This window comes from Arthrobacter sp. PGP41 (assembly GCF_002953935.1).
Lineage (GTDB): Bacteria > Actinomycetota > Actinomycetes > Actinomycetales > Micrococcaceae > Arthrobacter.
In genome coordinates, this window is sequence record NZ_CP026514.1 from 615,756 (window position 1) to 637,746 (window position 21,991).

Here is a 21,991-nt window from a genome sequence, read left to right on the forward strand (position 1 = left end):
ATTTAGAGGAGTCCTGCCGCTGTCATCAGGTCGGTGACCTTCTTCGAGTTGAGCTTGGCGGGATCGACAGTGGGGGCCTGGAGCTCCGCGATCGGAACCAGCTTCTCGTTGGCCGGAACATCCGAGGCGATGGCGTACTCGAACGAGGTGCCGTCCTTTAGGATTTCCTGGCCCTTCTTGCCGGTGATGAACTTCAGGAACGCCTGGGCATCAGCAGCCTTCTTGGAGCTCTTCAGGACACCGCCGCCGGATACGGAGAGGAAGGCGCCCGGATCCTGGTTCTTGAAGTAGTACGGGCTGACGTTCTTGGAGTTCTCGCCCGTCTTCGCCTGGTCGCCGTAGTAGTAGTAGTGGTAGATCAGGGCCGCATCCACTTCACCGGCGTTGACGGCCTTCATGGCGGTGCTGTTGCCCTTGTAGGCCTTGAAGTTTTCCTTCATGCCCTTGAGCCACTCCTCGGTTGCGGCCTCGCCCTTGAGCTCGAGCAGTGCCGAGACAATGGCCTGGAAGTCGGCGCCGGACGGCGAGGCGGCCCACTTGCCCTTCCACTCCGGGTTGGCCAGGTCCAGCATGGACTTGGGCAGCTTGTCTTCCGTCAGCTTGTTCTTGTCGTACACCAGGACCGTGGAGCGGGCAGCGATGCCTGTCCACTTGCCGGTGGAAGGACGGAACTCTGCCGGCACCTGCGCGGCGGTTGCCGCGTCCACATCCGCGAACAGGCCGGCGTTCTCAACCTGGGTCATGGCGGGGGAGTTTTCCGTCAGGAAAACGTCGGCCGGGGAGGCGTCGCCTTCCTGGATGATCTGGTTGGACAGCTCGGTGTCCGACCCCTGGCGCATGGTGACCTTGATGCCGGTCTCCGCCGTGAAGGCGTCGATCCATTCCTTGGTCAGGCTCTCGTGCTGCGCGTTGTAGACGGTGATTCCGCCCGAGTCCCCGCCAGCGGCGGAAGACGAGCCGGTGGCTGCCGGAGTGGAACCGCCGCCGCAGGCGGTCAGTCCGAGGGCTGCGGTGGCGGCGAGTGCGATGCCGGCCAGGGCGCTGTTGCGGATCTTCATGGGGGCTGCTTTCTGGAAAAAAGTCAACGGGACCGGAGTCCTCATGGGCCGGGATTCGGGAGGCCTACGGGGAAAGCGTAGGTTAGCCATACCTAAGCCACCAAGCCGCAGCGGGGTTATGTGAGCAGGATCACAAGAATTACGGAAGTGTTGCGTGCCCTAATTGCCGGGGCTGTCCGGGAGGGTTGCCGCGGCCTCCAGGGCCATCCATGCCTGCAGCTGGGTGGAAAGCTCGACGGCGGTGCCCGCGGGGCAGGTTTCCCGTGCAGGGTTGGCAGCGTGCAGGGAGAAGATGCTTGCGCCGTTCTTTCCGTCGGCTTCGCCGGCTTCCATGGGGCGCCGACCGGCCCAAAAAGCGCCTGCCGTACTGGCCACCAGCGTGGCGGCGGTGCTTCGGGTCCGGGGGGACAGCCTGGCGTCGGCGGCCGCGAGCGCCAGGTAGCGGCAGAGGATTCCAGTGAACAGGCCGCCGTCGCCCGTCCCTTCGCACCGCAGGACGCGGGCCTCGCCGGTGGATGCTGTGCCGGTGGATGGTGCGCTGGCGAGGGGCGGAACCGTCAGGTGCTGGTCCACCGCCTCCACCACGACGGCTGCCCGGGCAAGGTTCGCCTCCCCGCCCTGTTCCAGGAGGGCGCCCAGGACGGGGCCCTGGTTGTAGGTGTAGACCGTCCGTTCCACCACCACTTCGCCGGCCGCGTTCAGCCGCGCACCGTCGAGGTACAGGCCTTGGTCCGGGTCGAAGAGGGTGGCGTCCAGCCAGTCCAGCAGCGCTTGTGCCTTTTCGGGGCGGCCCGTCCGGGCGAAGTAGAGAGCGGCCGGCGCAGTGGCCGGGGTGTTCTTGAAATCCCGTGCTTTGCTCCAGAAAGCGCCGCCGCCCAGGTCCGCCGTGCATGCTGCCTCGAACTGGAGGGTGAGGGACTTCCGGACGCGCGCGTTGCGCCCGCGCCCCGGCTTGCGGGCCTCCTCGGCCAGCTTGTCGAGCCGGTGGGTGGCAAGCGCCAGCCAGGCCATGTCGTCGTAATAGTTGTTGACGAGCGTGAAGGCGTTCCGCAGCCGGATTCCGGTGACCAGGCGGGAGGCGAGCTGCCCGGCGCTGGGGTGCTCCCGGCCGTTGAACCTCGCGGCGGGGGTGGCGCCGCAGCCGAGTTCCCGCAGCCCTGCATCAACCAGGCAGTCAACGTAATGGGCCTGCCACCAGTAGTGCCAGGGCCCCAGGAGCGCGCCCTTCGGATCCCTGCGCCGGGAATGTGGGGTCCACTTCACGGCACCGAGGTGGGTGCCCGGCAGGAACAGCAGCCTCCTGCCGAAGAGCGTGGTCACCGATCGTGCAGCTTCATTTGCCCTGCCGTGCCAGCGGGAAAGATCCTGGCGGTCAGGGGCGGGGTCCGGACGCGTCATGGATCCCACCCTAGTCCGCTGCCTCCCGCCCCCGGGAAGCGCCCATGGATGCAGGGCTTCCGTATTTCAGTTAACATTCACTAACTAACCTCCGCGGCCGGCCTGCCGTGGGGGACGCGCATCAAGGAGGATGTATGGACGTCAACGGCACTGTGGCGCTGGTGACCGGGGGAGCCTCGGGCCTGGGGGCGGCAACAGTCCGGCGCCTGTTCGACGACGGCGCCTCGGTGGTGCTGGTTGACCTCCCGTCGTCGGCAGGGGCTGCCCTCGCAGAAGAACTGAACGCGGCCGGCAGCCCGGGCAGGTCCGCCGTCTTTTCGCCCGCGGACGTGACCAGCGAGTCCGAGGTCCAGGCCGCCGTCGACGCCGCGGTCCGCCTTGGCCCGCTGCGGATCGTGGTGAACTGCGCCGGGATCGCCACCCCCGGAAAGGTTCTGGGCCGGGACGGCGTGCTTCCTCTCGAGGCCTTCAACCGGGTCATCCAGGTGAACCTCATCGGCACCTTCAACGTGGTGCGCCTCGCAGCGGCAGCCATGGCAGCCACCGAACCGGCCACCACAGTGCTGGGCGGCCCGGAGCGCGGCGTGATCATCAATACCGCCTCGGTCGCGGCCTTCGAAGGACAGATCGGCCAGCCGGCGTATGCGGCCTCCAAAGGCGCGGTGGCGGCCATGACGCTGCCAATCGCCCGGGAACTGGCCCGCTCGCTGGTCCGGGTGGTCACCATCGCGCCCGGCATCTTCGAGACACCCATGATGGCCGGCCTGCCGCAGGAGGCACAGGATTCCCTGGGGGCGCAGGTGCCGCATCCCTCACGGCTGGGCAGGCCCCACGAGTACGCAAACCTCGTGGCGCACATCGTGGACAACGCCATGCTGAACGGGGAAACCATCCGCCTCGACGGCGCCATCCGGATGGGCCCGAAGTGACTGCACACGAGATGAAGGACGAGGCCCTGCCGGAGCTGCCCGCCGCGGACTTCTTCGCCTTTGAATCCCTCCTGGGCCAAAAGGAACGCGACAAGCTCGCGGAACTGCGGGAATTCCTGGCCGCTGAGGTAGCTCCGTACGCAGGGGATTGGTGGAACAAGGCCGAGTTCCCCGCGCACATCCTGCCCAAACTGGCTGCCCTTGAGCTCAGCACGCCCGCCCAGCGCGGCTACAGCAATCTGTTCGCCGGCCTGGTGATTGCAGAGATGACGCGCGTGGACACCTCCATTGCCACCTTCTTCCTGGTCCACCACGATCTGTTTGTCCAGGCCCTGTACGACTTCGGGTCCGCGGACCAGAAGCGGCGGCTGCTGGCAGACGCCTCGGATTTGCGCATCACGGGTGCCTTCGCCCTGACCGAGCCCAATCATGGTTCGGATGTGGCGGGCGGCATGGAGACGCGGGCCAGGCGCATCTCTTCCGTGACAGGCGAGGCCGACGACGATGGTGACGCCTGGGTGCTGAACGGCGCCAAGCGGTGGATCGGCAACGGGACGTTCTGCGACTACATGCTGGTGTGGGCGCTGGACGAGGCGGACGGGCTGGTCCGCGGGTTCATCGTGGACGCCACGTTGCCAGGCGTCACGCGGACCCGGATCGAGAACAAGATTGCGCTGCGGACGGTGCAGAACGCGGACATCCTCCTGGCGGACGTCAGGGTGGCCGAGGCCGACCGGTTCGCGTCCGTCAACAGCTTCGAGGACACCAAGGAGCTGCTGCGGGGCTCACGGATCATGGTCGCCTGGCAGGCCGTCGGCCAGCAGTTGGCCGCCTTCGACGTCGCCCGGCAGTACGCCGTGGAGCGCCGGCAGTTCGGCCGCCCGCTGGCGCAGTTCCAGCTGATCCAGCAGCAGCTCGTGACCATGCTCGGCAACGCGGTGGCGAGCATGGGCATGATGGCAGGGCTGGCGCGGCTGCAGGATGACGGAGCCGCAGACATGCCGCAGGTAGCACTCGCGAAGTCATACCTGAGCGCACGGATGAGGGAAACGGTGGCGCTGGGCAGGTCCATCCTGGGCGGGAACGGGATTCTGACCGAGTACCGGATGGCCAAGATTTTCTCCGACGCCGAGGCCATCTACACCTACGAAGGGTCCTTCGAGGTCAACACCCTGATTGTGGGCCGCGCCATCACGGGGGTTTCGGCAATCACCTAACCCCCGCGGGGGTACGGCTTCTCGCCCGCCTCCACGCGCACGTCCAGCGAATTGTTCCTCACCGGCATGGGGCACGTGCCGTACGGGGTGAAGGCGCTGGGATAGTTGATGGCCCGGTTGAAATCCAGCACCACGGTCGCATTTCCGGTTGAATCCGTTCGTGGCCGCGGCAAGGACAGCTTGCGCCAGTCATCCGTTTGTCCCGGCGGGGCGGCGCCGTTGGTTTCGTCATGGAAAGTGACGGTCAGCGCCCCGAGCTTCTCCTCCTCCGCCTGCAGCCGGCACTCGTGGCCGCTCCCGGGAACGCGGAAAACGACTTCGCCCACGGTGCGGTGGATGCCATCCACCAGGGGATTGGCCGTGGCGATGGGCACGTCCACGGGTTCGGGATAGGGTTCGAACCGACCGGGAACCTCCCAGTCGGGGTTGTAGTCGAAGGTAGGCACTCCGGCGAATTCGGTGAACACTGGGGAGGCCGAGTCCCGGGTCCGGATGGCATAGCGCCCGGCCCGCCTGGCCAGTTCCACCACCACCTGGTCCCCGCCAGGTCCGCCGAACTGCACCCACATCAGCGACTCCTCATCGGCGAGGGCCGCGGAAATCGTCCCGGACACTGGTTCCCCTGACTCCACCAGGGACAGGCCGTCGGCGGGCACCGCGGTGAGTTCCGCCGTCGTGCCGTCCGTCGACCAGAGCCCGGGAGCAAGTTCGACGGCAGCGGGGGAGTTCTCAAGCCACTGGAACGAGGTGAGGGTCAGCCAGCCGTGGCGGGCGGCGAGGGCTTTGTTGCGGTTGTCGCGGAAGCGCTGCCAGCGCTCCACCTTGGCTGCGGGGAGGGTGCCCATGGTTCCTTTCACACGGTCGGATTGCCATACCCTACAACCGCACCGCGCCGGCGTTCATTCCACTTTGGTACGGTCCGCCCTGTTGAATAGGTGGCGTGGACATACTTGCTGGAGTAAGCACCGAATGGCTCAAGGCCCTGACCTGGATCACGGCAGTAACAGTCGGCGTGGCAATCCTCCTGTGGCGGCCGCGGCGGCCCGACCTGGCGGGTCTGGCAGCCCTGGTGGTGTTCATGGCAGCCAGTGCCGGTGCGGGGATCTACGTCCTGAACCACCTGGGCGACGGCCGCTGGGGCGGTGACCAGCAGTCAAAACTGAGCCCGCCTCCGCTCACTGACGCACCGATGGTGGGGCAGTTCCTGGAACCGCTGGAAGGGATGCTGGGCGGCGTTACCGACGGCATCAACGAGTTCGTGGACTTCCGGTCCGCGTTGCCGGTGGCGCTGGATTTCTTTGTTGCCGCGGGCTGGGCGCTCGCGCTTTCGGTGCCCCTGGCGCTGGTGGCCATGGTAGTCACCGCCAGGGCCGCCAAGCGGCTCAAGGCAGAATTCACAGGCTATAAGTCTGAAGTTGACCAACTCCGCGCTGAACTCAACCAGGTCAAGCGCCACGTCGGCTACCCGGCCGGCGACATTATCTGAGACGAATTCCCTCTGCAGCCACACTGCGGGTAGCATCTTTAGCTAGTTACGTGGCTCACAGTATCCAGCGCAGTGTACGAGCCAAGTCCGAACCCTCGAAAGATAGTTTCCATGGCTCACACTGCAATGAATCCCGAAACCGATCTTGCCTCCGAACTGCGGGCAGATGTCCGCCGCGTCTCCACCCTGCTGGGAGAGTCGCTGGTCCGCCAGCACGGACCTGAGCTCCTTGACCTGGTTGAGCAGGTGCGCCTCCTCACGAAGGAATCCAAGGAAGCCGCCCGCGGCGGTGCCGACGCCACCGGCCCGTGGAGCGCCCACGACGTCGTGGCCCAGGTCCGCGAGCTTTTGGGCTCCCTGCCCATCGGGCAGGCCACCGACCTGGTCCGTGCCTTCGCCTTCTACTTCCACCTGGCCAACGCGGCCGAACAGGTGCACCGGGTGCGCGGCCTGCGGACCCGCGCGGAAAAGGACGGCTGGCTGGCCAAGACGATTGCGGACATCGCCAGCCAGGCCGGCCCCGGGGTGCTGCAGGAAGTGGTCAACGGACTGGACGTCCGCCCCATCTTCACCGCCCACCCCACCGAAGCCTCGCGCCGGTCCGTGCTGGACAAGATCCGCAAGCTCTCCGACGTGCTGGCCCAGCCCACCGCCGAGGGCACCACTGCACGCCGGCGCCAGGACCGCCAGCTGGCCGAAATCATCGACCAGATGTGGCAGACTGACGAGCTCCGCCAGGTCCGGCCCACGCCGGTGGACGAGGCCCGCAACGCCATTTATTACCTGGGCAGCATCCTCACCGACGCAATGCCGGAAATGCTCACCGAATTCTCGGACCTGCTCAGCGAACACGGCGTGACCCTCGCATCCCAGGACGCCCCCATCCGCTTCGGCTCGTGGATCGGCGGCGACCGGGACGGCAACCCCAATGTCACCGCCGCGGTCACCCGCGAGATCCTCCAGATCCAGAACCAGCATGCGGTGCGCATCAGCATCGGCATGATCGACGAACTGATCTCCATCCTGTCCAACTCCACTGCGCTCGCAGGTGCGGACCAGGAACTGCTGGACTCCATCGACTCGGACCTGAAGAACCTGCCGGGCCTGGACAAGCGCGTCCTGGAGCTCAACGCACAGGAGCCCTACCGACTGAAGCTCACCTGCATCAAGGCCAAGCTGATCAACACCGGCAAGAGGGTGGCGGCCGGATCCAACCACGAGCACGGCCGCGACTACAGCGGAACCGATGAACTCCTCGCGGACCTTGAACTGCTGGAGCGCTCGCTCCGCAACCACTCGGCGTCACTGGCTGCCGACGGCGCACTGGCCCGGGTCCGCCGCGCCATCGCGTCGTTCGGGCTCCACCTGGCCACCCTGGACATCCGCGAGCACGCCGACCACCACCATGACGCCGTCGGCCAGCTGATGGACCGCCTGGGCGGCCCCGGCCTGCGGTATGCGGAGCTCAGCCGCGAGGAGCGCTTTGAGGTGCTGGGTTCAGAGCTCGCCTCGCGCCGGCCGCTGTCCGGGCACCCGATCAAGCTCGACGGCGCCGCTGATGGCACGTACGACGTCTTCCGTGAGATCCGCCGCGCGCTGCGCACGTACGGCCCGGATGTCATCGAGACCTACATCATCTCCATGACCCGTGGCGCGGATGACGTCCTGGCCGCAGCCGTCCTGGCCCGTGAGGCCGGCCTGGTGAACCTGTTTGGCGAGAAGCCCTACGCCAAGCTCGGGTTTGCGCCCCTGCTGGAGACCGTTGAGGAGCTGCGGGCCTCCGCCGAGATCGTTGACCAGCTGCTGTCCGATCCCTCCTACCGCGAACTGGTCCGGCTGCGCGGGGACGTCCAGGAAGTCATGCTGGGCTACTCGGACTCCAACAAGGAATCCGGCGTGATGACCAGCCAGTGGGAGATCCACAAGACCCAGCGCAAGCTGCGGGACGTCGCCGCCAAGCATGGCGTGCGCGTGCGCCTGTTCCATGGCCGCGGCGGCTCCGTGGGCCGCGGCGGCGGACCCACGTACGATGCCATCCTGGCGCAGCCCAACGGCGTGCTGGAAGGCGAGATCAAGTTCACGGAACAGGGCGAGGTCATCTCGGACAAATACTCCCTGCCCGAGCTCGCCCGCGAAAACCTTGAGCTGTCTTTGGCCGCCGTGCTGCAGGGCTCGGCCCTGCACAAGGACCCGCGCACCTCCGCCGACCAGCGGGAACGCTACGGGCACGTCATGGAGACCATTTCCGACGCGGCTTTCGACCGCTACCGGAACCTGATCGACAACCCCGACCTTCCGGCCTACTTCATGGCCTCCACCCCGGTGGAGCAACTGGGCTCGCTGAACATCGGCTCACGGCCGTCCAAGCGACCGGATTCCGGTGCGGGGCTCGGCGGCCTGCGTGCCATCCCTTGGGTGTTCGGCTGGACCCAGTCCCGCCAGATTGTCCCCGGCTGGTTCGGCGTGGGCTCGGGCCTGAAGGCGGCCCGCGAGGCCGGCAACGCGGCCCAGCTCGTGGAAATGTGGGAAAACTGGCATTTCTTCCGGTCGGTGCTCTCCAACGTGGAGATGACCCTCGCCAAGACGGACCTGGACATCGCCGGCTACTACGTCTCCACCCTCGTCCCCGAGGAACTGCATCACATCTTCCGGTCCATCCGGGAGGAGTACGAGCTGACCGTTGCCGAGGTCCAGAACCTGACCGGCGAAAGCTTGCTCCTGGACGCCCAGCCCACGCTCAAGCGTTCACTCGAGATCCGGGACCAGTACCTGGATCCGATCAGCTACCTGCAGGTGGAGCTCCTGCGCCGCGTCCGGGCTGAGGCGGCTGACGCCGCTGACGGCATCAGCGGAGCCGAAATTGACGAACGCCTCCAGCGCGCCATGCTGATCACCGTCAACGGCGTGGCAGCCGGGCTCCGGAACACGGGCTAGGCCCTTCTGGCGTTGCGCCACCACTTTTGGTTGCTTCCCGGTGCCGGGAGCAACCAAAAGTGATGCGCATCCTAAGTAGCCGCTGCTGCCGCTACAGGCAGCGGACCTTCGGGTTGTAGGTTGCCAGCACGCCGTCCGGGTTACCCTGCCAGAGGTACGCATGGAGGTCGTAGTGGATCGGCATGCCGGGGGCGTGGCCTGGCATGGGGCCGTCAAATGCCTTGCCGAACATCGAGGGCCGGTCGCTGTCGGTTCCCAGGTTCTGGTCCGCGTCCACCTTGAACCATTCTGCTGCCACCAGCCTGAGTTGGCCGGCGCTGTTGGCTGCGTACGTCAGTGCATCCGGGACCATCGGGTCCATCAGGCCGAACTGGCTGAATTTGACGTAGTGGTAACCCATGCCTGGAACACATTCACCCACTGCCTGGTAGCCGGCCGCTATGGCTGCGTCCACGTTATGATACTGGACGGTGGCCTGGCGCACAGCCGCCAGGGCGTTCTTCTCCGAGCCTGCCGAAGCGGCACTTATACCCAAAATCGAGGCCAAGAGGACTGCAAATGTGGTTGCAAAAGCGCGAAGGATATTCCGTCTCATGTTCCGTCTTCTTTTCTCGTTGTTGATACTGACGATGAGACCGCGGGAATAGTTTAGTCCCGCCGTGCCGGAGACCGCCATGGGTGATGTGCTTCCACTGCCGGACGGGCTTTTCACCGCCGCTATTGATTAGGGTTGAAGGCATGCCTTCCTTCCAGACCCGCCTGAAGATCACGGGGCTTCGGCCGGGCAACCCGCCCGAAGCCGTGATGGACGCTGCGGTGGAAGCGCTGGGGTTGCGCCATCATGTGGAGTCGAACCAGCTGCAGATCGCCGGCGGCGTGCCGCAGCTGAACCTGCGGTTCCTTGTGGAGGCAACCGAATACAGCGGCGAGAACCAGCAGGCGCGGGAATCGGCAGCCATGATGCGGGACGCCGTCGAACGCGTTGCCCTCACGGGTTCGCTCACTGTGCTGCGCCGGAACCGCGGCCGCTGGGCACCTGTCTAGGACCACTCTGGCATCCTGCGCCCAGGGTCGTGCGGCGGTCAGCCCAGCGGCCCGGGTTCCTCCACCGGAGACCGGCTGCCGCGGCGCCGGGTGGCGATAATGCCGACGGCGGCGCCCACCACCAGCCCGAGCGCCACCCCGATGAGCGAACTGGCCCAGAACGGCAGCTTGGTTGCCGAGCCCGTGAAGTAGCCCAGGCCCACCAGCCAGCATGCCCACAGCACCGCCCCGATGCCTGCGCACAGGCTGAATCCCCCCACGGAGACGTTGGCTATGCCGGCCGCGGCGGAGGTGGCCAGCCGGCCGCCCGGGATGAACCTTGCACCGATGATGGTCCCGTAGGTGGAGGAACGGCCGGCTTTGGCGATGGCCTCGTGGATGCCCTGATGGACCCGCCGGCCCCACTTCCACCGGTCCAGCACGTGGCTCAGCCGCCGCCGGAAGAGCTGGAAAACCACCATGTCGCCGATCCAGGAGGCCACGGCCGAGAGTGTTCCCACCAGGAAGACGTTGGCACGTCCGTCCGCGGACAGGGCGCCGGCGGTGATCACCACCATTTCGGAGGGAACGGGCGGGAAGATGGCATCACCGAGAACCACGGGGATGATCCAAAAATAGATCGCCGTCCCCCAGCTCTCAGCGCTGCCGAAGTCCATGGCCCAACTGCCGGCCGGCCAGGAAGTACCAGTACGGCCAGGCGACCCAGGCGGCTGCTCCCGCCGCGACTCCTGTCCCGCCGATGCCGTAGCGGATCCAGCGTGGAAGCTGCTCCGCCCAGGTCAGGCCAGCCACCGGCAACGCCACCAGCAGTGTGCCTCCAATGGCCTGTCCCAGGCGGGCGAGGTTTCGCGGGTACCCGCCGGACGCCAGGAGCTTCCGGTGTGCCAGCAGGAACCAGCCGGCCTGGACGGTCATCGCCGCGACGGAGATGGCGGTGGAACTCTTGAAGTCGAGCTGCCTGGAAACGAGCAGGAACGAGCTTGCGGATCCGGCCGCGCAGGAGGCCGTGACAACCCATTTTGCGGCTTCGGACGCACCCGTCCGGGGCAGCCGGCGGTGGACCTGGAGGATCACGGGGATGGCCGCCAGGTTGAACAAGGCGCCAGTTGCGTCGTTGATTGTGCCGAAGACATAGGGCCCGTTGCGTGGCACTTCCACGGCAAACATGGCGCCCAGGGTGGCCACTCCCACCGCGCCCAGCCCGGCTGCTGCGTAGGCAGAACGGGCGGCTGTCCGATCGCCGGGTATTTCGATGAGCGCGTCCATTTGTGCTTCCTTGCCTTGGCCCAGGTATCCCTCAGGATAGTCCCGCCGGCACCCGCCATCCAGCGGACGAAGCGGCCAGGAGCGGCCGGTCAGCTGCGGGCCGGGCCGGCCGCGCTGAGTTCAAGCCCGCTGCGGTACTCAACCGGCTTCCCGGTGATGGGGTCAATGAACCGGATGCCGCGGGCCAGGAGCTGGAGCGGCCGGCTGTAGTCGTCCGGCGCCTTGTCCAGCAGGTCCGGATAGAAGGCGTCGTTGATGATGCCCAGGCCGAGGGAAGCCATGTGCACCCGCAGCTGATGGGTCTTTCCGGTGTGCGGTTCCAGCCGGTACCGCGCCAGTCGCCGGGGACTGCCTGATGCCGCGACTGTGGCGCCGGAGGCACCCGGGGAAGCTCCGGCGTCGAAGGTTTCCAGCCGCTCGATCCGCGTTTCGGCGTTCGGCTCACCCTCCACGACTTCGGCGAGCAGGTAGCTGCGGGACTTGGTCATCCGGTTGCGGACCACCACGGGAAATTCGACGGCGGCGTGGCCCGGCGCAGGTTCGGCGGCGGCCACGCACTCGTACTCCTTCTGCACCTGTCGCTTCTCGAAGAGCACCTGGTACTTGCCGCGGGTCTGCGGATTGGTGGAGAACAGCAGTACGCCGGCGGTCATGCGGTCCAGCCGGTGCATGGGGATCAGGTCCGGCAGCTCCAGCTGGTTGCGCAGACGCACCAGCGCCGACTCCTGGATATAGGTGCCGCCCGGGGTGGTGGGCAGGAAATGCGGCTTGTCCACCACCAGCAGGTGCTCGTCCTGGTGCAGGATGGTGGTGTCCACCGGGATCCGCGTCTCCGGCGGCAGGCTGCGGTAGTACCAGATGAAAGTGTGGTCCTGGAGGGGAGTAGCCCGGTCCAGCGGTACCCCGCCCTCGCCAACGATCTCGCCGGCGTCGAACCTGTCCTCGATGCCCTGTGGATCGATGTGCCCCCAGCGGTGCATCATGTAGTCCATGGCCGTGTCCCAGGGGCCCTCCTCCGGCAGGCGCAGGCGGGTGGCGTTAACGCCGTCGCGCACGGGAAGGGGGGATTGCATCACCGGTCCATTCTACCGGCGCGCGCTGCTGCCCTTCCGCCCCTTCCGGCGGCGAACCCGAGTCCGACGATAAAAAAGTTCTTGACAATAAAAATTGTCGGTAAGCATACTGGAAGCATGTTGGAGATAGCGGTCATTGAGGACCCGGCGGCGGCCGAGGTGTCACTGGATCCGATCCGTACCCGGGTCCTTCGGGAGCTGGTCCAGCCGGCATCGGCCACCCGGCTCGCGGTCAGGCTGGCGCTGCCGAGGCAGAAGGTCAACTACCACCTGAAGGCGCTGGAGAAGCACGGCCTGGTGGAGCTGCTGGAGGAGCGGCGCAAGGGCAACGTGACCGAGCGCATCTTCCAGGCCACGGCCTCGTCCTACCTGATCTCGCCCCAGGCGCTGGCTTCGATCTCTCCGGATCCGGGCCGCTTTTCGAGCCATTTCTCGGCATTCTGGCTGCTGGCGCTTGCAGGCCGGATGGTGCAGGAGCTGGGCAAGCTGATTGCCGGTGCGGCCGCAGCCCGCCAGAAGCTGGCCACTTTCGCGGTGGATGGTGAAGTCACCTTCCGCACCGCGGCCGAACGCGCAGCCTTCGCCGAGGAGCTCGGCGTGGCAGTCACCCGGCTGGTGGACAAATACCATGACGGCGACGCGCCCCGCGGGCGGCGGCACCGCCTGGTGGTGGCCCTTCATCCCGTCCTCAAGCCGGTCAAAGAAACCATGGAAACCCCCTCAGGCAAGGAGCAGGACAATGACTGACAACCGCAACTTCGAAATCGTCTGCGACACCGAGCTTCCGGGCACGCCGGAGCGCGTGTGGGAGGCGGTGACCACCGGAACGCCTGCGTGGATGTTCCCCACGGACCAGTGGCCCGACGTCAAGACCGTCAAGGAATACCCGACGCACCTCGTGTCAAGGATTGAGGGGCCGGATGGCTGGTTCAACCAGCTGGAGCACGTCCTGGAACCGCTCGACGGCGGCCGCGCGCGCCTGCACTACGTGCACAGCGGGATCTTTGCGGACAACTGGGACGAACAGTACGACGGCGCCTCCCGCCACACCGAGTTCTACCTCCATACCCTGGGCCAGTACCTGCGGTACTTCGACGGAAAGCCCGTGGTGTTCACGGACATCCAGGCGCCGGCAGCGTCCCAGGCCGCTGACGGCTTTGCCCGCCTGCGCGGCGCACTGGGCATACCGTCCGCGGAGGACGGTTCCCGCGTGGATGTGGAGCTCGACGGCGTGGGGAGGCTTTCAGGGGAAGTGGACTTCTCCAATGACCACTTCCTTGGCGTTCGGACGTCCGAGGCCATGTACCGCTTCTTCGGCCGCAACGCGTGGGGCGCACCCGTAGGGATGACAGTCCATGATTTCAGCGGCCAAGGAGATTCCGAAGCCACCGCCAAGGCATGGGGCGACTTCCTGGCGAAGGTGTACGCGTAGGGCTGGCGTCCCCGGGTCAGGCAATGGCCACGGCCGGGGCGTTCCTGAGGGTGCGCCGGAGCTGCGGGGCGGCATCCAGCCGGTCCTGCGCTGAACGCAGGGCCAGTACTGCGGCCTCCAGCGTCTCCGGCGGCAGGGTAAAGGGCACCCTGAGGTAGCGTTCGAAGGCACCGCCAACACCGAAGCGCGGCCCTGCCGCCAGCCGGATCCCAAAGTCGGGGGCAATGACCGTCAGCGCAGTGCTGATGGGGGCCGGCAGCCTGCACCACGCCGAGAGGCCGCCGGCAGGGTACGCCGCCTCCCACTCGGGCAGGTGGCCGGCGAGGAGTTCCAGGAGCGCCGCCCGGCTGTCCCGGAGCGCGGCTATCCGGGCCGGCAGCGGCTCGTCCAGGGCCCTGACCAGGTGGGCGGCGGCCAGTTGCTCCATCAGGGGTCCGCCGAGATCAAGCGAGGTCCGGGCTGCTGCAAACCGTTGGACCAGGTCCGGAGTAGCACGGATCCAGCCTGTGCGGAGGCCGCCCCAATGGGACTTGCTGAGCGAGCCGATGGTTACCACTGCCGGGCTGAAAGCCGCGACGGGCGTGGTCCAGATGCTGTCAAGGTTCAGCTCCCGGAGGGTCTCATCCACCACCAGGACGGTGCCGGCAGCCGCGGCCGCGCGGGCCAGCCGGCGGCGCTGGAAGTCCGGCATCAGTTGGCCCGTTGGATTGTGGAAGTCCGGAACCACGTACGCCAGCTTGGGCCGCTGTTGCTGCAGTGCCGCCTGCATGCTGTCCATGTCCCACCCCGGCCGGCCCCCCGAGAATGCCACCGGAACGGGCCGGCACCCGGCCGCCCGGATGGCATCGAGGGCGTTCGGGTAGCTGGGGTGCTCCACCAGCACCCGTTCCTGCCGGCCGGCAAGGGCGCGAAGGACGATGTTGAGGGCATGCTGCGCGCCCGACGTCACCAGGATCTGGTCCGCGGTGGTGGGCGCTCCGGCCGCGGAGTAGCGCGCCGCCACTGCCTCCCGCAGGGGGAGCAGGCCGATGGCGTCGTAGCCGAAGCCGGGGAGCAGGGCCGGGAGCTCGGTGAGGGCCGCCGCGAACGCGCGGTGCACCACCTCTCCGCTGGCGGGAAGCGAGGCATAGGCGAGGTCGATCAGTCCTTCCGGGGCAGCCAGTCCGGGGGCGGTGAGCGCCGGGTCCTTGCGTGCGGGGCCTGTGAACACCGTGGTGCCTGCCGGTGTCAGCGGCGGGATCCGTGTCCGGCTCCTGCTGCCTTGGCCGCCGGTAAGGAAACCCTGGTCGCGGAGCAGGGCGTAGGCGGCAGTCACTGTGGTCCGGCTGACGCCCAGGGCTTCGGACAGCGCCCGCTCGCTGGGCAGGGCCGTGTCCAGGGCCACGCGTCCGTCGAGCACCAGCAGGCGTACGACGTCGGCCAGTTCGCGGTAAGCGGCTGCTGCACCTACGTTCCACCCGCCCAAAAGACGGGAAAGGCCGGAGGCGGTAAGGGATGGCATCAGGCCAGTATTTCAGACTGGCTATGTAAATCAAGGCCAGTTCTCTGCCAGAGTCGTGGGTATGTTGCCCCGCAGACTTCTTCAGCTCTTCTCCGGCCTCGCCATGTACGGCCTCTCCCTCGCCATGTTCATCCGCGCCGGACTGGGCCTGGACCCGTGGGATGTCTTCCACCAGGGCGTCGCCGGAAGGATCGGGCTCAGCATCGGCGTGGTGGTCATCATCGTCAGTTTCCTGGTGCTGCTGCTATGGATTCCGCTGCGGCAGTGGCCAGGGTTCGGGACCCTCTGCAACGCCGTCCTGGTTGGTGTTTTCGCGGACATCGGTCTCGTACTGATCCCGGCGTTCTCCCACCTGGGTGGACAGATCGGCCTGCTTGCCGGCGCGGTGCTGCTGAACGGCGTCGCTTCCGCCTGCTACATCGGCGCCCGGTTCGGTCCCGGCGCACGCGACGGCTTGATGACCGGCCTGGCCAGGCGCACCGGGTGGTCCGTCAGGGTGTCCCGCACGCTGATCGAGGTTGTGGTCCTCGCCGCCGGCTGGTTCCTTGGCGGCTCCGTGGGAGTGGGAACCGTTGTGTACGCCCTTGCCATCGGCCCCCTGGTCCAGCTGCTGCTACCGGTGTTCATGGTGCCCGCTGCACACGCCGACGCTGGAAGCGGCGGCGACTCCCGAAGCGCAGCCCCGGAGCCGCTTGCCAGCACCAACTGAGGCGGCAGGCGGAGGCCGGGAATCCTAGGCCAACAATGGCTGGCATGTGGGGCAGAAGTAGATGTCCCGTTCCTCGTCGCCGTCCAGCTTGCCCAGCACCCCGCGCCGGATGGGCGTTCCGCACTTGAGGCAGGCCTGGTGGTCCCTGCGGTACACCCAGTAGCCGGGCCGCCCCGCCATCCTGCCCACCGGCAGGCCCCTGGCGTTGAGGATGGTGACCCGGCGGCCGGGGCCCAGGTTGACTTCCAGGAGCTGCTTCGCGTCGGTCATGAGGGTCCGCAGGTCCGCCACGGAGGACACCGGGGAGGCTGGGTGCACCCCGGAGAGGAAGCAGGCCTCGCACCGGTAGATGTTGCCTATCCCGGCAAGGTTCCGCTGGTCCAGGAGGGCCACTCCCACCGGAACGTCCGGGGCGGATCGGATCCGCCGTTCGGCTTCGTCCGCGTCCCAGTCCGGGCCCAGCAGGTCCGGGCCCAGGAATCCCACGATGGAATCCTCGCTTGCGGTGGCCACCACTTCCACGATGCCCAGCGAGAATCCGACGGCGTCCGCAGCCGCGGTGCGCAGCACGCACCGGGCCGTGTAGCCGGGCTTCCGCCACCTCCCCCCGGGCGGATAGACCTGCCATGTCCCCTCCATCTTCAGGTGGGAATGGATGGTGAGCCTCTTGTCATCCGGTCCCACCACGCGCATCAGCAGGTGCTTGCCCCGCGGGACCACCTCGGCCACGGTCCAGCCAGCCAGGTTCAGCGTGGCGAAGCGCGGAACGCGGAAATCGGAGGCAAGCAGTGCCTGCCCTGCCAGTGCCTGGTGCAGCTGGTTGGCTGCCCGCCAGACGGAGTCGCCCTCAGGCACGGATCCTCAATCCCTTCGGGGTGGAGTAGGCGCCGGCGGAGCTGAGGGCTGCAGCCACCGGGGTGTCAAGGATGCCGTGGCCGTTGACCTTCTCCATGATCAGTTTGTCCACCGCGCCGCGGGTCACCACGCCCACCAGGGCCGTGCCTGCCGCCGCGAGGACGGCATCATCGTCGCTGAAGGCCAGCAGTGTCTTCCCGCCCCTCTCCACGTACAGGACCAGCGCCCCGTCCACCAGCACCACCAGGGCGCCGGCTTTCCGCCCGGGACGGTGCCCGGTGCCGGCGTCGTCCTGGAGGGCGGGCCAGGGAAGGGCTGCACCGTACGGGTTGGCAGGGTCCGTGGCGGCCAGGGCCAGGGCAACCGGCTCGGGCTTGGCCAGCTGGCTGTCCTCCGAGTACGAGCGCAGCCGGTCAACAGTTGCCGGAACGGCGAACTGGGCCGCGCCCAAGTGCTCAATGAAGTAGCCGCGGCGGCAACGTCCGGCCTCCTCCAGCCTGGCCAGGACTTTGTACATCAGGCCGAAACCGCCCAGGATCTGTTCCGCCATCACCGATCCCCTGGTGACCACGCCGTAGCGGTCCAGCAGGAGTTCGGCAGTGGCGCGGGCGTGGATGGTGGCGTCGAGTTCCGGCTGCGGAAGGGCGGACCAGCGGCCGGCAGCCATGGGAGGGGTTGCTGCCGCCCCGGCCAACCCGCCATAACGCCCGCCCGCCAGCCCCGGCGAACCCATGAGCCCGCTGCCGTGCGAGCGGCCCAGCCTGCTGAGCCGCGGAGCCCTGGCCCGCGGTGCCCTCGCCACCTGCCGGTGCGCTGTATGTCCACCGGCAATCAGGGCGCGGACCGGGGCGAAGGTGTCCCCGGTGATCCGGCCTGCCCATGCCAGGTCCCAGAGCGCCGCGACCACTTCCTGGTCGCTGAGCACGGAGTCCATGCCGCCGGCGACGTCCGTCAGTTGCCGGAAGAAGTAGCCGCCGCCGTTGTTCCGCAGGTGGTCCAGCAGCCGCTGCTGGGCAGCACCGGGTTCGTACTCGGCCGCAGGATTCAGGGTCAGTTCCGCGGAGTCGGCAAGGTGGAGGCTGATCCAGCCGTCATTCCCGGGCAGGGCGCCTGCGCCGGACCAGAGGATTTCCCCGGCGGCCATGAGCTCATCCAGCATGGCCGGCTGGTAGTTGGACACCCTGCTGGCGAGGACAAGCGGCTCCCAGGCGGATGCCGGAACAGGAATTCCGGAGAGCTGGTCAACGGCCGTAATGATGCCGTCAAGGCCCCGCAGCGAGGGCTGGCCGCGGCCGGCGCCCGGGGTGCGGACATGCTGCCAGGCGGGCAGGAAGCGCCCGTAGGCTGCCGCGTCCACCGGTTCCACTTCCGCGCGGAGGGCCGCCAGCGATCGACGGCGGAGCTTCCGGAGGACCTCGGCGTCGCACCATTCGCTGACGGCAGCATGTGGGGGCAGGAGCGTCGGGGGCGCGTCACCAGCCGGCTGGGGGCCAGGCTCCACACCATCGGCGGGAGCCGCTTCGCCGTCAACGCTGGCGTCCGGGGCGGCTTCCGGCGGTGCGGCATGCGGCCGGAACTCGCCCTCCACCACCCGCCCGTCTGCGGCCAGCCGCTTCAAGGCCGTGCTGACAACTGCCACGCCCAGGCCCAGCCGCGCTGCAGCCTCGGCGGCGGTGAAGGGTCCGTGCGTGCGGGCGTAGCGCGAAACCAAGTCACTGAGGGGGTCCGCCACCGGCTCGATGAAGGCGAGCGGCACGCCCATGGGCAGCGGAACGCCAATGGCATCGCGGAGCCGCGCGGCGTCTTCAACGGCGGCAAACCGTTCCACGCCGCCGATGTTGACCTTGATGGCGCGGTTGGCCCGCTGCAGGCCGATGAGGTGGGCGGCGGCTTCTGCGGGTTGGGCGTGCCCGGTGTTGGTGGGCCCGGTGTTGGTGGGCCCGGTGTGGGTGGGTTCGGGGTGGGCGGACTCGGTTTCGGCAGGCTCAACCACGCCGGCAGGCTCAACCACCGGTGCAGATTCCACCGCCGCGGCCGGTTCCAGCCGGGCGGCCACTTCCTCCGGTGCCAGGGGGCCGAGGAGCCGCAGCAGGTCGGCGACGCCCTCCATGCCGCGCACCCGGCGGTCCTGGGCCAGCCGCTGCAGCTCCCGCTCGGTGGCTTCGATGACCTTGGGATCCAGCAGCTCGCGCAGTTCCACCCGCCCCAGCAGCTCGTTGAGGAGCGTGGAGTCCAGGGCCAGCGCGGCAGCCCGGCGCTCAGCCAGCGGGGAGTCGCCCTCGTAGAGGAACTGGGCCACGTACCCGAACAGGAGGGACTTGGCGAACGGCGACGGCTGGGAGGTGGTGGTCTGGACAATCCTCAGCTCGCGCCGCTCCATCGACGCCGCGATGTCCTTCAGGGCTGGGAGGTCGTAAACGTCCTGCAGGCATTCACGGACGGTTTCCAGCACGATGGGGAAAGTCGGGTACTTCCGCGCAACATCGAGCAGCTGCGCGGAGCGCTGCCGCTGCTGCCACAGCGGCTGGCGCTTGCCGGGGGTCTGCCGCGGCAGCAACAGGGCACGGGCGGCGCACTCACGGAACCGCGACGCGAAGAGCGCGCTGCCGCCCACCTCGGCGGTGACGATCTGCTCCAGTTCCTCGGGGTCGAACAGGAACAGCTCCGCTCCCGGCGGCTCATCCTCCATCATGGGCACGCGGAGCACTATCCCGTCGTCGGCGGCCATGGCGGAGCCGTCCATCCCGTAGCGCTGGTGGAGCCGCTGCCCGACGGCGAGGGCCCAGGGCGCGTGTACGGGCATGCCGAAAGGGCTGTGCAGGATCACCCGCCAGTCGCCCAGCTCGTCGTGGAACCGCTCCACCACCAGCGTGGTGTCGTTCGGTACAACCTCGGTGGCCATTTTCTGCTCTTTGAGGTACTGGATCAGGTTGTTTGCCGCGAAGGCATCCAGGCCGCTCGCCTCGCAGCGCTCGGTGGCCGGGCCGACGTCGGACGCTGACAGTTCGCGGACGAACGCGCCGAGGGCGCGTCCCAGGTCCACGGGCCGCCCCAGGGAATCGCCCTTCCAGAAGGGAAGTTTGCCCGGCTGGCCGAAGGCAGGGGAGACAAGCACGCGGTCGTGCGTGATGTCTTCGATTTTCCAGCTCGTCGCGCCCAGGGCAAAGACGTCCCCCACCCGGGACTCGTACACCATTTCCTCGTCCAGCTCGCCAACCCGCCGTCCTCCCTTTGGCGCAGGCGCCGGCTTGCCCTCAGCGGATGGGGCTGCGGTACCTTCCACCTCGGTGCCGATGATGTACACGCCGAAGAGGCCACGGTCCGGGATGGTGCCGCCGGAGGTCACGGCCAGGCGCTGAGCCCCCGGCCTGCCCTCGATGGTGCCCGCGTTGCGGTCCCAGATGATCCTGGGACGGAGCTCGGCGAATTCGTCTGACGGGTAACGGCCGGCCAGCAGGTCAAGGGTGGCTTCGAAGGCGGAGCGGGGGAGCGAGGCGAAAGGTGCGGAGCGCCGTACGGTGGCGAACCATTCCTCGACGTCGATGCTGCCCAGGGCGGTGGCGGCGACGGTCTGCTGGGCCAGGATGTCCAGGGGGTTGGCGGGGATGCTGAGGCGCTCAATCCTGCCGGCGAGCATCCGCTCCACGGTGATGGCTGTGTGGACGAGGTCGGCACGGTGCTTCGGAAAGAGGACACCCTGGGAGACTTCGCCCACCTGGTGGCCGGCGCGGCCCACCCGCTGCAGGCCGCTGGCCACGGACGGCGGCGACTCCACCTGCACCACCAGGTCCACGGCACCCATGTCGATGCCCAGTTCCAGGGATGAGGTGGCCACCACGCACCGCAGCCGCCCGGACTTCAGGTCGTCTTCAATGAGTGCACGCTGGTCCTTGGAGACCGAGCCGTGGTGCGCGCGGGCCAGCACCGGATCCGCGCCCGCCGAGCTTCCCGCCTGCGCCATCATGTGCGCCGGCGTGGCCGTGGAGGCGGGAACCCCTGGTGCCGCAGGTTGGGCGTCCGGACCATCCCAGCCGCCGCCCACCGCCGCCAGCTGCCGCTCAGCGTAGATCTCGTTGAGCCGTGCCGTGAGCCGCTCGGACAGGCGGCGGGAGTTGGCGAAGACGATCGTGGACTGGTTGGCGAGCACCAGGTCCACGATTTTCTCTTCCACATGCGGCCAGATGGATGCCTGCGGCTGCAGTCCTGAGGCGGGGCCCGAGTCAAAAGCGCCGGCAGCGCCGGGAAGATCGGACATGTCCTCCACGGGGACCGAGACTGTGAGGTCCCAGTTCTTCCTGGCGGGCGGGGCGACTATCTCCACCGGTGCCGAACCTGCCAGGAACTGCGCCACGAGCTCCTTGGGCTCCACGGTGGCGGACAGGCCGATACGCTGCGCCGGCTTGGGCAGCAGGGCATCCAGACGTTCCAGTGAGACGGCCAGGTGGGCGCCGCGTTTTGTACCGGCCACGGCGTGGACCTCATCGATGATGATGGTGTCCACTTCGGTCAGCGTTTCCCGTGCCCTGGAGGTCAGCATCAGGAACAGCGATTCCGGGGTGGTGATGAGGATGTCCGGCGGGCTGGCCAGCAGCGTGCGGCGGTCCGCGGCCGTCGTATCTCCCGAGCGCACGCCCACGGTGGTGAGCGGTGCCGGCAGACCCAGCCGCTTGGCGGTCTGGGTGATGCCGATCAGCGGCGAGCGGAGGTTCCGTTCGACGTCCACGCCCAGGGCTTTCAGCGGCGAGATGTAGAGGACGCGGGTCTTGCGCTTCGGGGCGCGTGTCCGCCTGCCTTTGGCCGGGCCTTTTTCCCCGGTGGCAGCGGCAGCGCCGGCTCCGGCGGGAGGGCGCTCCGCAGCCTCCGTTTCTGCCGTGGGGGCGGCGAGCAGCCGGTCCAGCGCCCAAAGGAAAGCGGCAAGGGTCTTGCCCGAGCCGGTGGGAGCCACCACCAGGGCGTGCGAACCTGAGGAAATGGCGCGCCAGGCACCCTCCTGTGCGGGCGTTGGCCCTGGAAAGGCACCGAGGAACCAGTCCCTGGTGGGCCGGCTGAACTGTGCCATGGGAGCAGCACCGCCCTGTTCCTGGATCAT

The 21,991-nt window shown here is 67.9% G+C and carries 18 protein-coding genes; 8 read left to right on the plus strand and 10 right to left on the minus strand.

The annotated features are described in order from the left end of the window. Positions 1-2: 2 nt before the first annotated feature. Entirely contained in the window at positions 3-1,058 is a 1,056-nt protein-coding gene (locus C3B78_RS02955; protein ID WP_104996747.1) for an iron ABC transporter substrate-binding protein, read from the minus strand. A 159-nt stretch (positions 1,059-1,217) separates the two neighbouring features. Further along, positions 1,218-2,456 carry a glycoside hydrolase family 76 protein gene (locus tag C3B78_RS02960; protein ID WP_104996748.1) on the minus strand — a complete coding sequence of 413 codons (1,239 nt, stop codon included), beginning with the start codon at positions 2,454-2,456 and terminating at the stop codon, positions 1,218-1,220. Between the two features lie 134 nt (positions 2,457-2,590). Between C3B78_RS02960 and C3B78_RS02965 the strand changes: the two genes are divergently transcribed. Beyond that, complete coding sequence (locus C3B78_RS02965; protein ID WP_104996749.1) at positions 2,591-3,385, plus strand: SDR family NAD(P)-dependent oxidoreductase; 795 nt, start codon at positions 2,591-2,593, stop codon at positions 3,383-3,385. An 11-nt stretch (positions 3,386-3,396) separates the two neighbouring features. Next, positions 3,397-4,602, plus strand: a complete 1,206-nt coding sequence (locus C3B78_RS02970; protein ID WP_104999602.1) for an acyl-CoA dehydrogenase family protein — start codon at positions 3,397-3,399, stop codon at positions 4,600-4,602. Here the strand turns inward: C3B78_RS02970 and C3B78_RS02975 are convergent. Then, a complete protein-coding gene (locus C3B78_RS02975; protein ID WP_104996750.1) occupies positions 4,599-5,447 on the minus strand; it encodes a DUF1684 domain-containing protein in 849 nt (282 codons plus the stop codon). The genes C3B78_RS02970 and C3B78_RS02975 overlap by 4 nt on opposite strands. A gap of 95 nt (positions 5,448-5,542) precedes the next feature. Between C3B78_RS02975 and C3B78_RS02980 the strand changes: the two genes are divergently transcribed. After that, entirely contained in the window at positions 5,543-6,088 is a 546-nt protein-coding gene (locus C3B78_RS02980; protein WP_199775316.1) for a hypothetical protein, read from the plus strand. 111 nt (positions 6,089-6,199) lie between these two features. Then, complete coding sequence (ppc, locus tag C3B78_RS02985) at positions 6,200-9,022, plus strand: phosphoenolpyruvate carboxylase (protein ID WP_104996751.1); 2,823 nt, start codon at positions 6,200-6,202, stop codon at positions 9,020-9,022. Between the two features lie 91 nt (positions 9,023-9,113). On the opposite strand, the gene C3B78_RS02990 is transcribed toward ppc, so the two are convergent. Further along, a complete protein-coding gene (locus C3B78_RS02990; protein ID WP_104996752.1) occupies positions 9,114-9,617 on the minus strand; it encodes a hypothetical protein in 504 nt (167 codons plus the stop codon). A 143-nt stretch (positions 9,618-9,760) separates the two neighbouring features. Here C3B78_RS02990 and C3B78_RS02995 point away from each other — a divergent pair, with 143 nt between their 5' ends. Continuing rightward, positions 9,761-10,066: a hypothetical protein gene (locus C3B78_RS02995; protein ID WP_104996753.1), complete on the plus strand. Its 306-nt coding sequence runs from the start codon at positions 9,761-9,763 to the stop codon at positions 10,064-10,066. 38 nt (positions 10,067-10,104) lie between these two features. On the opposite strand, the gene C3B78_RS03000 is transcribed toward C3B78_RS02995, so the two are convergent. The 3 genes from C3B78_RS03000 to C3B78_RS03010 all read right to left on the minus strand — a co-directional run bounded on the left by C3B78_RS03000 (position 10,105) and on the right by C3B78_RS03010 (position 12,405). Beyond that, positions 10,105-10,722 (minus strand): DedA family protein, encoded by a 618-nt coding sequence (locus C3B78_RS03000; RefSeq protein ID WP_104996754.1) that lies wholly within the window; start codon positions 10,720-10,722, stop codon positions 10,105-10,107. Beyond that, entirely contained in the window at positions 10,703-11,332 is a 630-nt protein-coding gene (locus tag C3B78_RS03005; protein WP_104996755.1) for a hypothetical protein, read from the minus strand. Before C3B78_RS03005 ends, C3B78_RS03000 begins: the two co-directional genes overlap by 20 nt. 89 nt (positions 11,333-11,421) lie before the next feature. After that, a complete protein-coding gene (locus C3B78_RS03010; protein ID WP_104996756.1) occupies positions 11,422-12,405 on the minus strand; it encodes an RluA family pseudouridine synthase in 984 nt (327 codons plus the stop codon). A gap of 117 nt (positions 12,406-12,522) precedes the next feature. Here C3B78_RS03010 and C3B78_RS03015 point away from each other — a divergent pair, with 117 nt between their 5' ends. Next, positions 12,523-13,152, plus strand: coding sequence for an ArsR/SmtB family transcription factor (locus tag C3B78_RS03015; protein ID WP_104996757.1), 630 nt, complete (start codon positions 12,523-12,525; stop codon positions 13,150-13,152). Continuing rightward, positions 13,145-13,837 carry an ATPase gene (locus C3B78_RS03020; protein ID WP_104996758.1) on the plus strand — a complete coding sequence of 231 codons (693 nt, stop codon included), beginning with the start codon at positions 13,145-13,147 and terminating at the stop codon, positions 13,835-13,837. Before C3B78_RS03015 ends, C3B78_RS03020 begins: the two co-directional genes overlap by 8 nt. A 16-nt stretch (positions 13,838-13,853) precedes the next feature. Here the strand turns inward: C3B78_RS03020 and yczR are convergent, their stop codons facing one another. Then, the gene (yczR, locus tag C3B78_RS03025; RefSeq protein ID WP_104996759.1) at positions 13,854-15,341 is read right to left on the minus strand and encodes a MocR-like transcription factor YczR; all 1,488 of its coding nucleotides are present in this window, start codon (positions 15,339-15,341) and stop codon (positions 13,854-13,856) included. Between the two features lie 58 nt (positions 15,342-15,399). Here yczR and yczE point away from each other — a divergent pair, with 58 nt between their 5' ends. Further along, the gene (yczE, locus tag C3B78_RS03030; RefSeq protein WP_104996760.1) at positions 15,400-16,047 is read left to right on the plus strand and encodes a membrane protein YczE; all 648 of its coding nucleotides are present in this window, start codon (positions 15,400-15,402) and stop codon (positions 16,045-16,047) included. 24 nt (positions 16,048-16,071) lie between these two features. Here the strand turns inward: yczE and C3B78_RS03035 are convergent, their stop codons facing one another. Further along, a complete protein-coding gene (locus C3B78_RS03035; RefSeq protein WP_104996761.1) occupies positions 16,072-16,902 on the minus strand; it encodes an Fpg/Nei family DNA glycosylase in 831 nt (276 codons plus the stop codon). Further along, entirely contained in the window at positions 16,895-21,991 is a 5,097-nt protein-coding gene (locus C3B78_RS03040; RefSeq protein WP_104996762.1) for an Lhr family ATP-dependent helicase, read from the minus strand. Before C3B78_RS03040 ends, C3B78_RS03035 begins: the two co-directional genes overlap by 8 nt.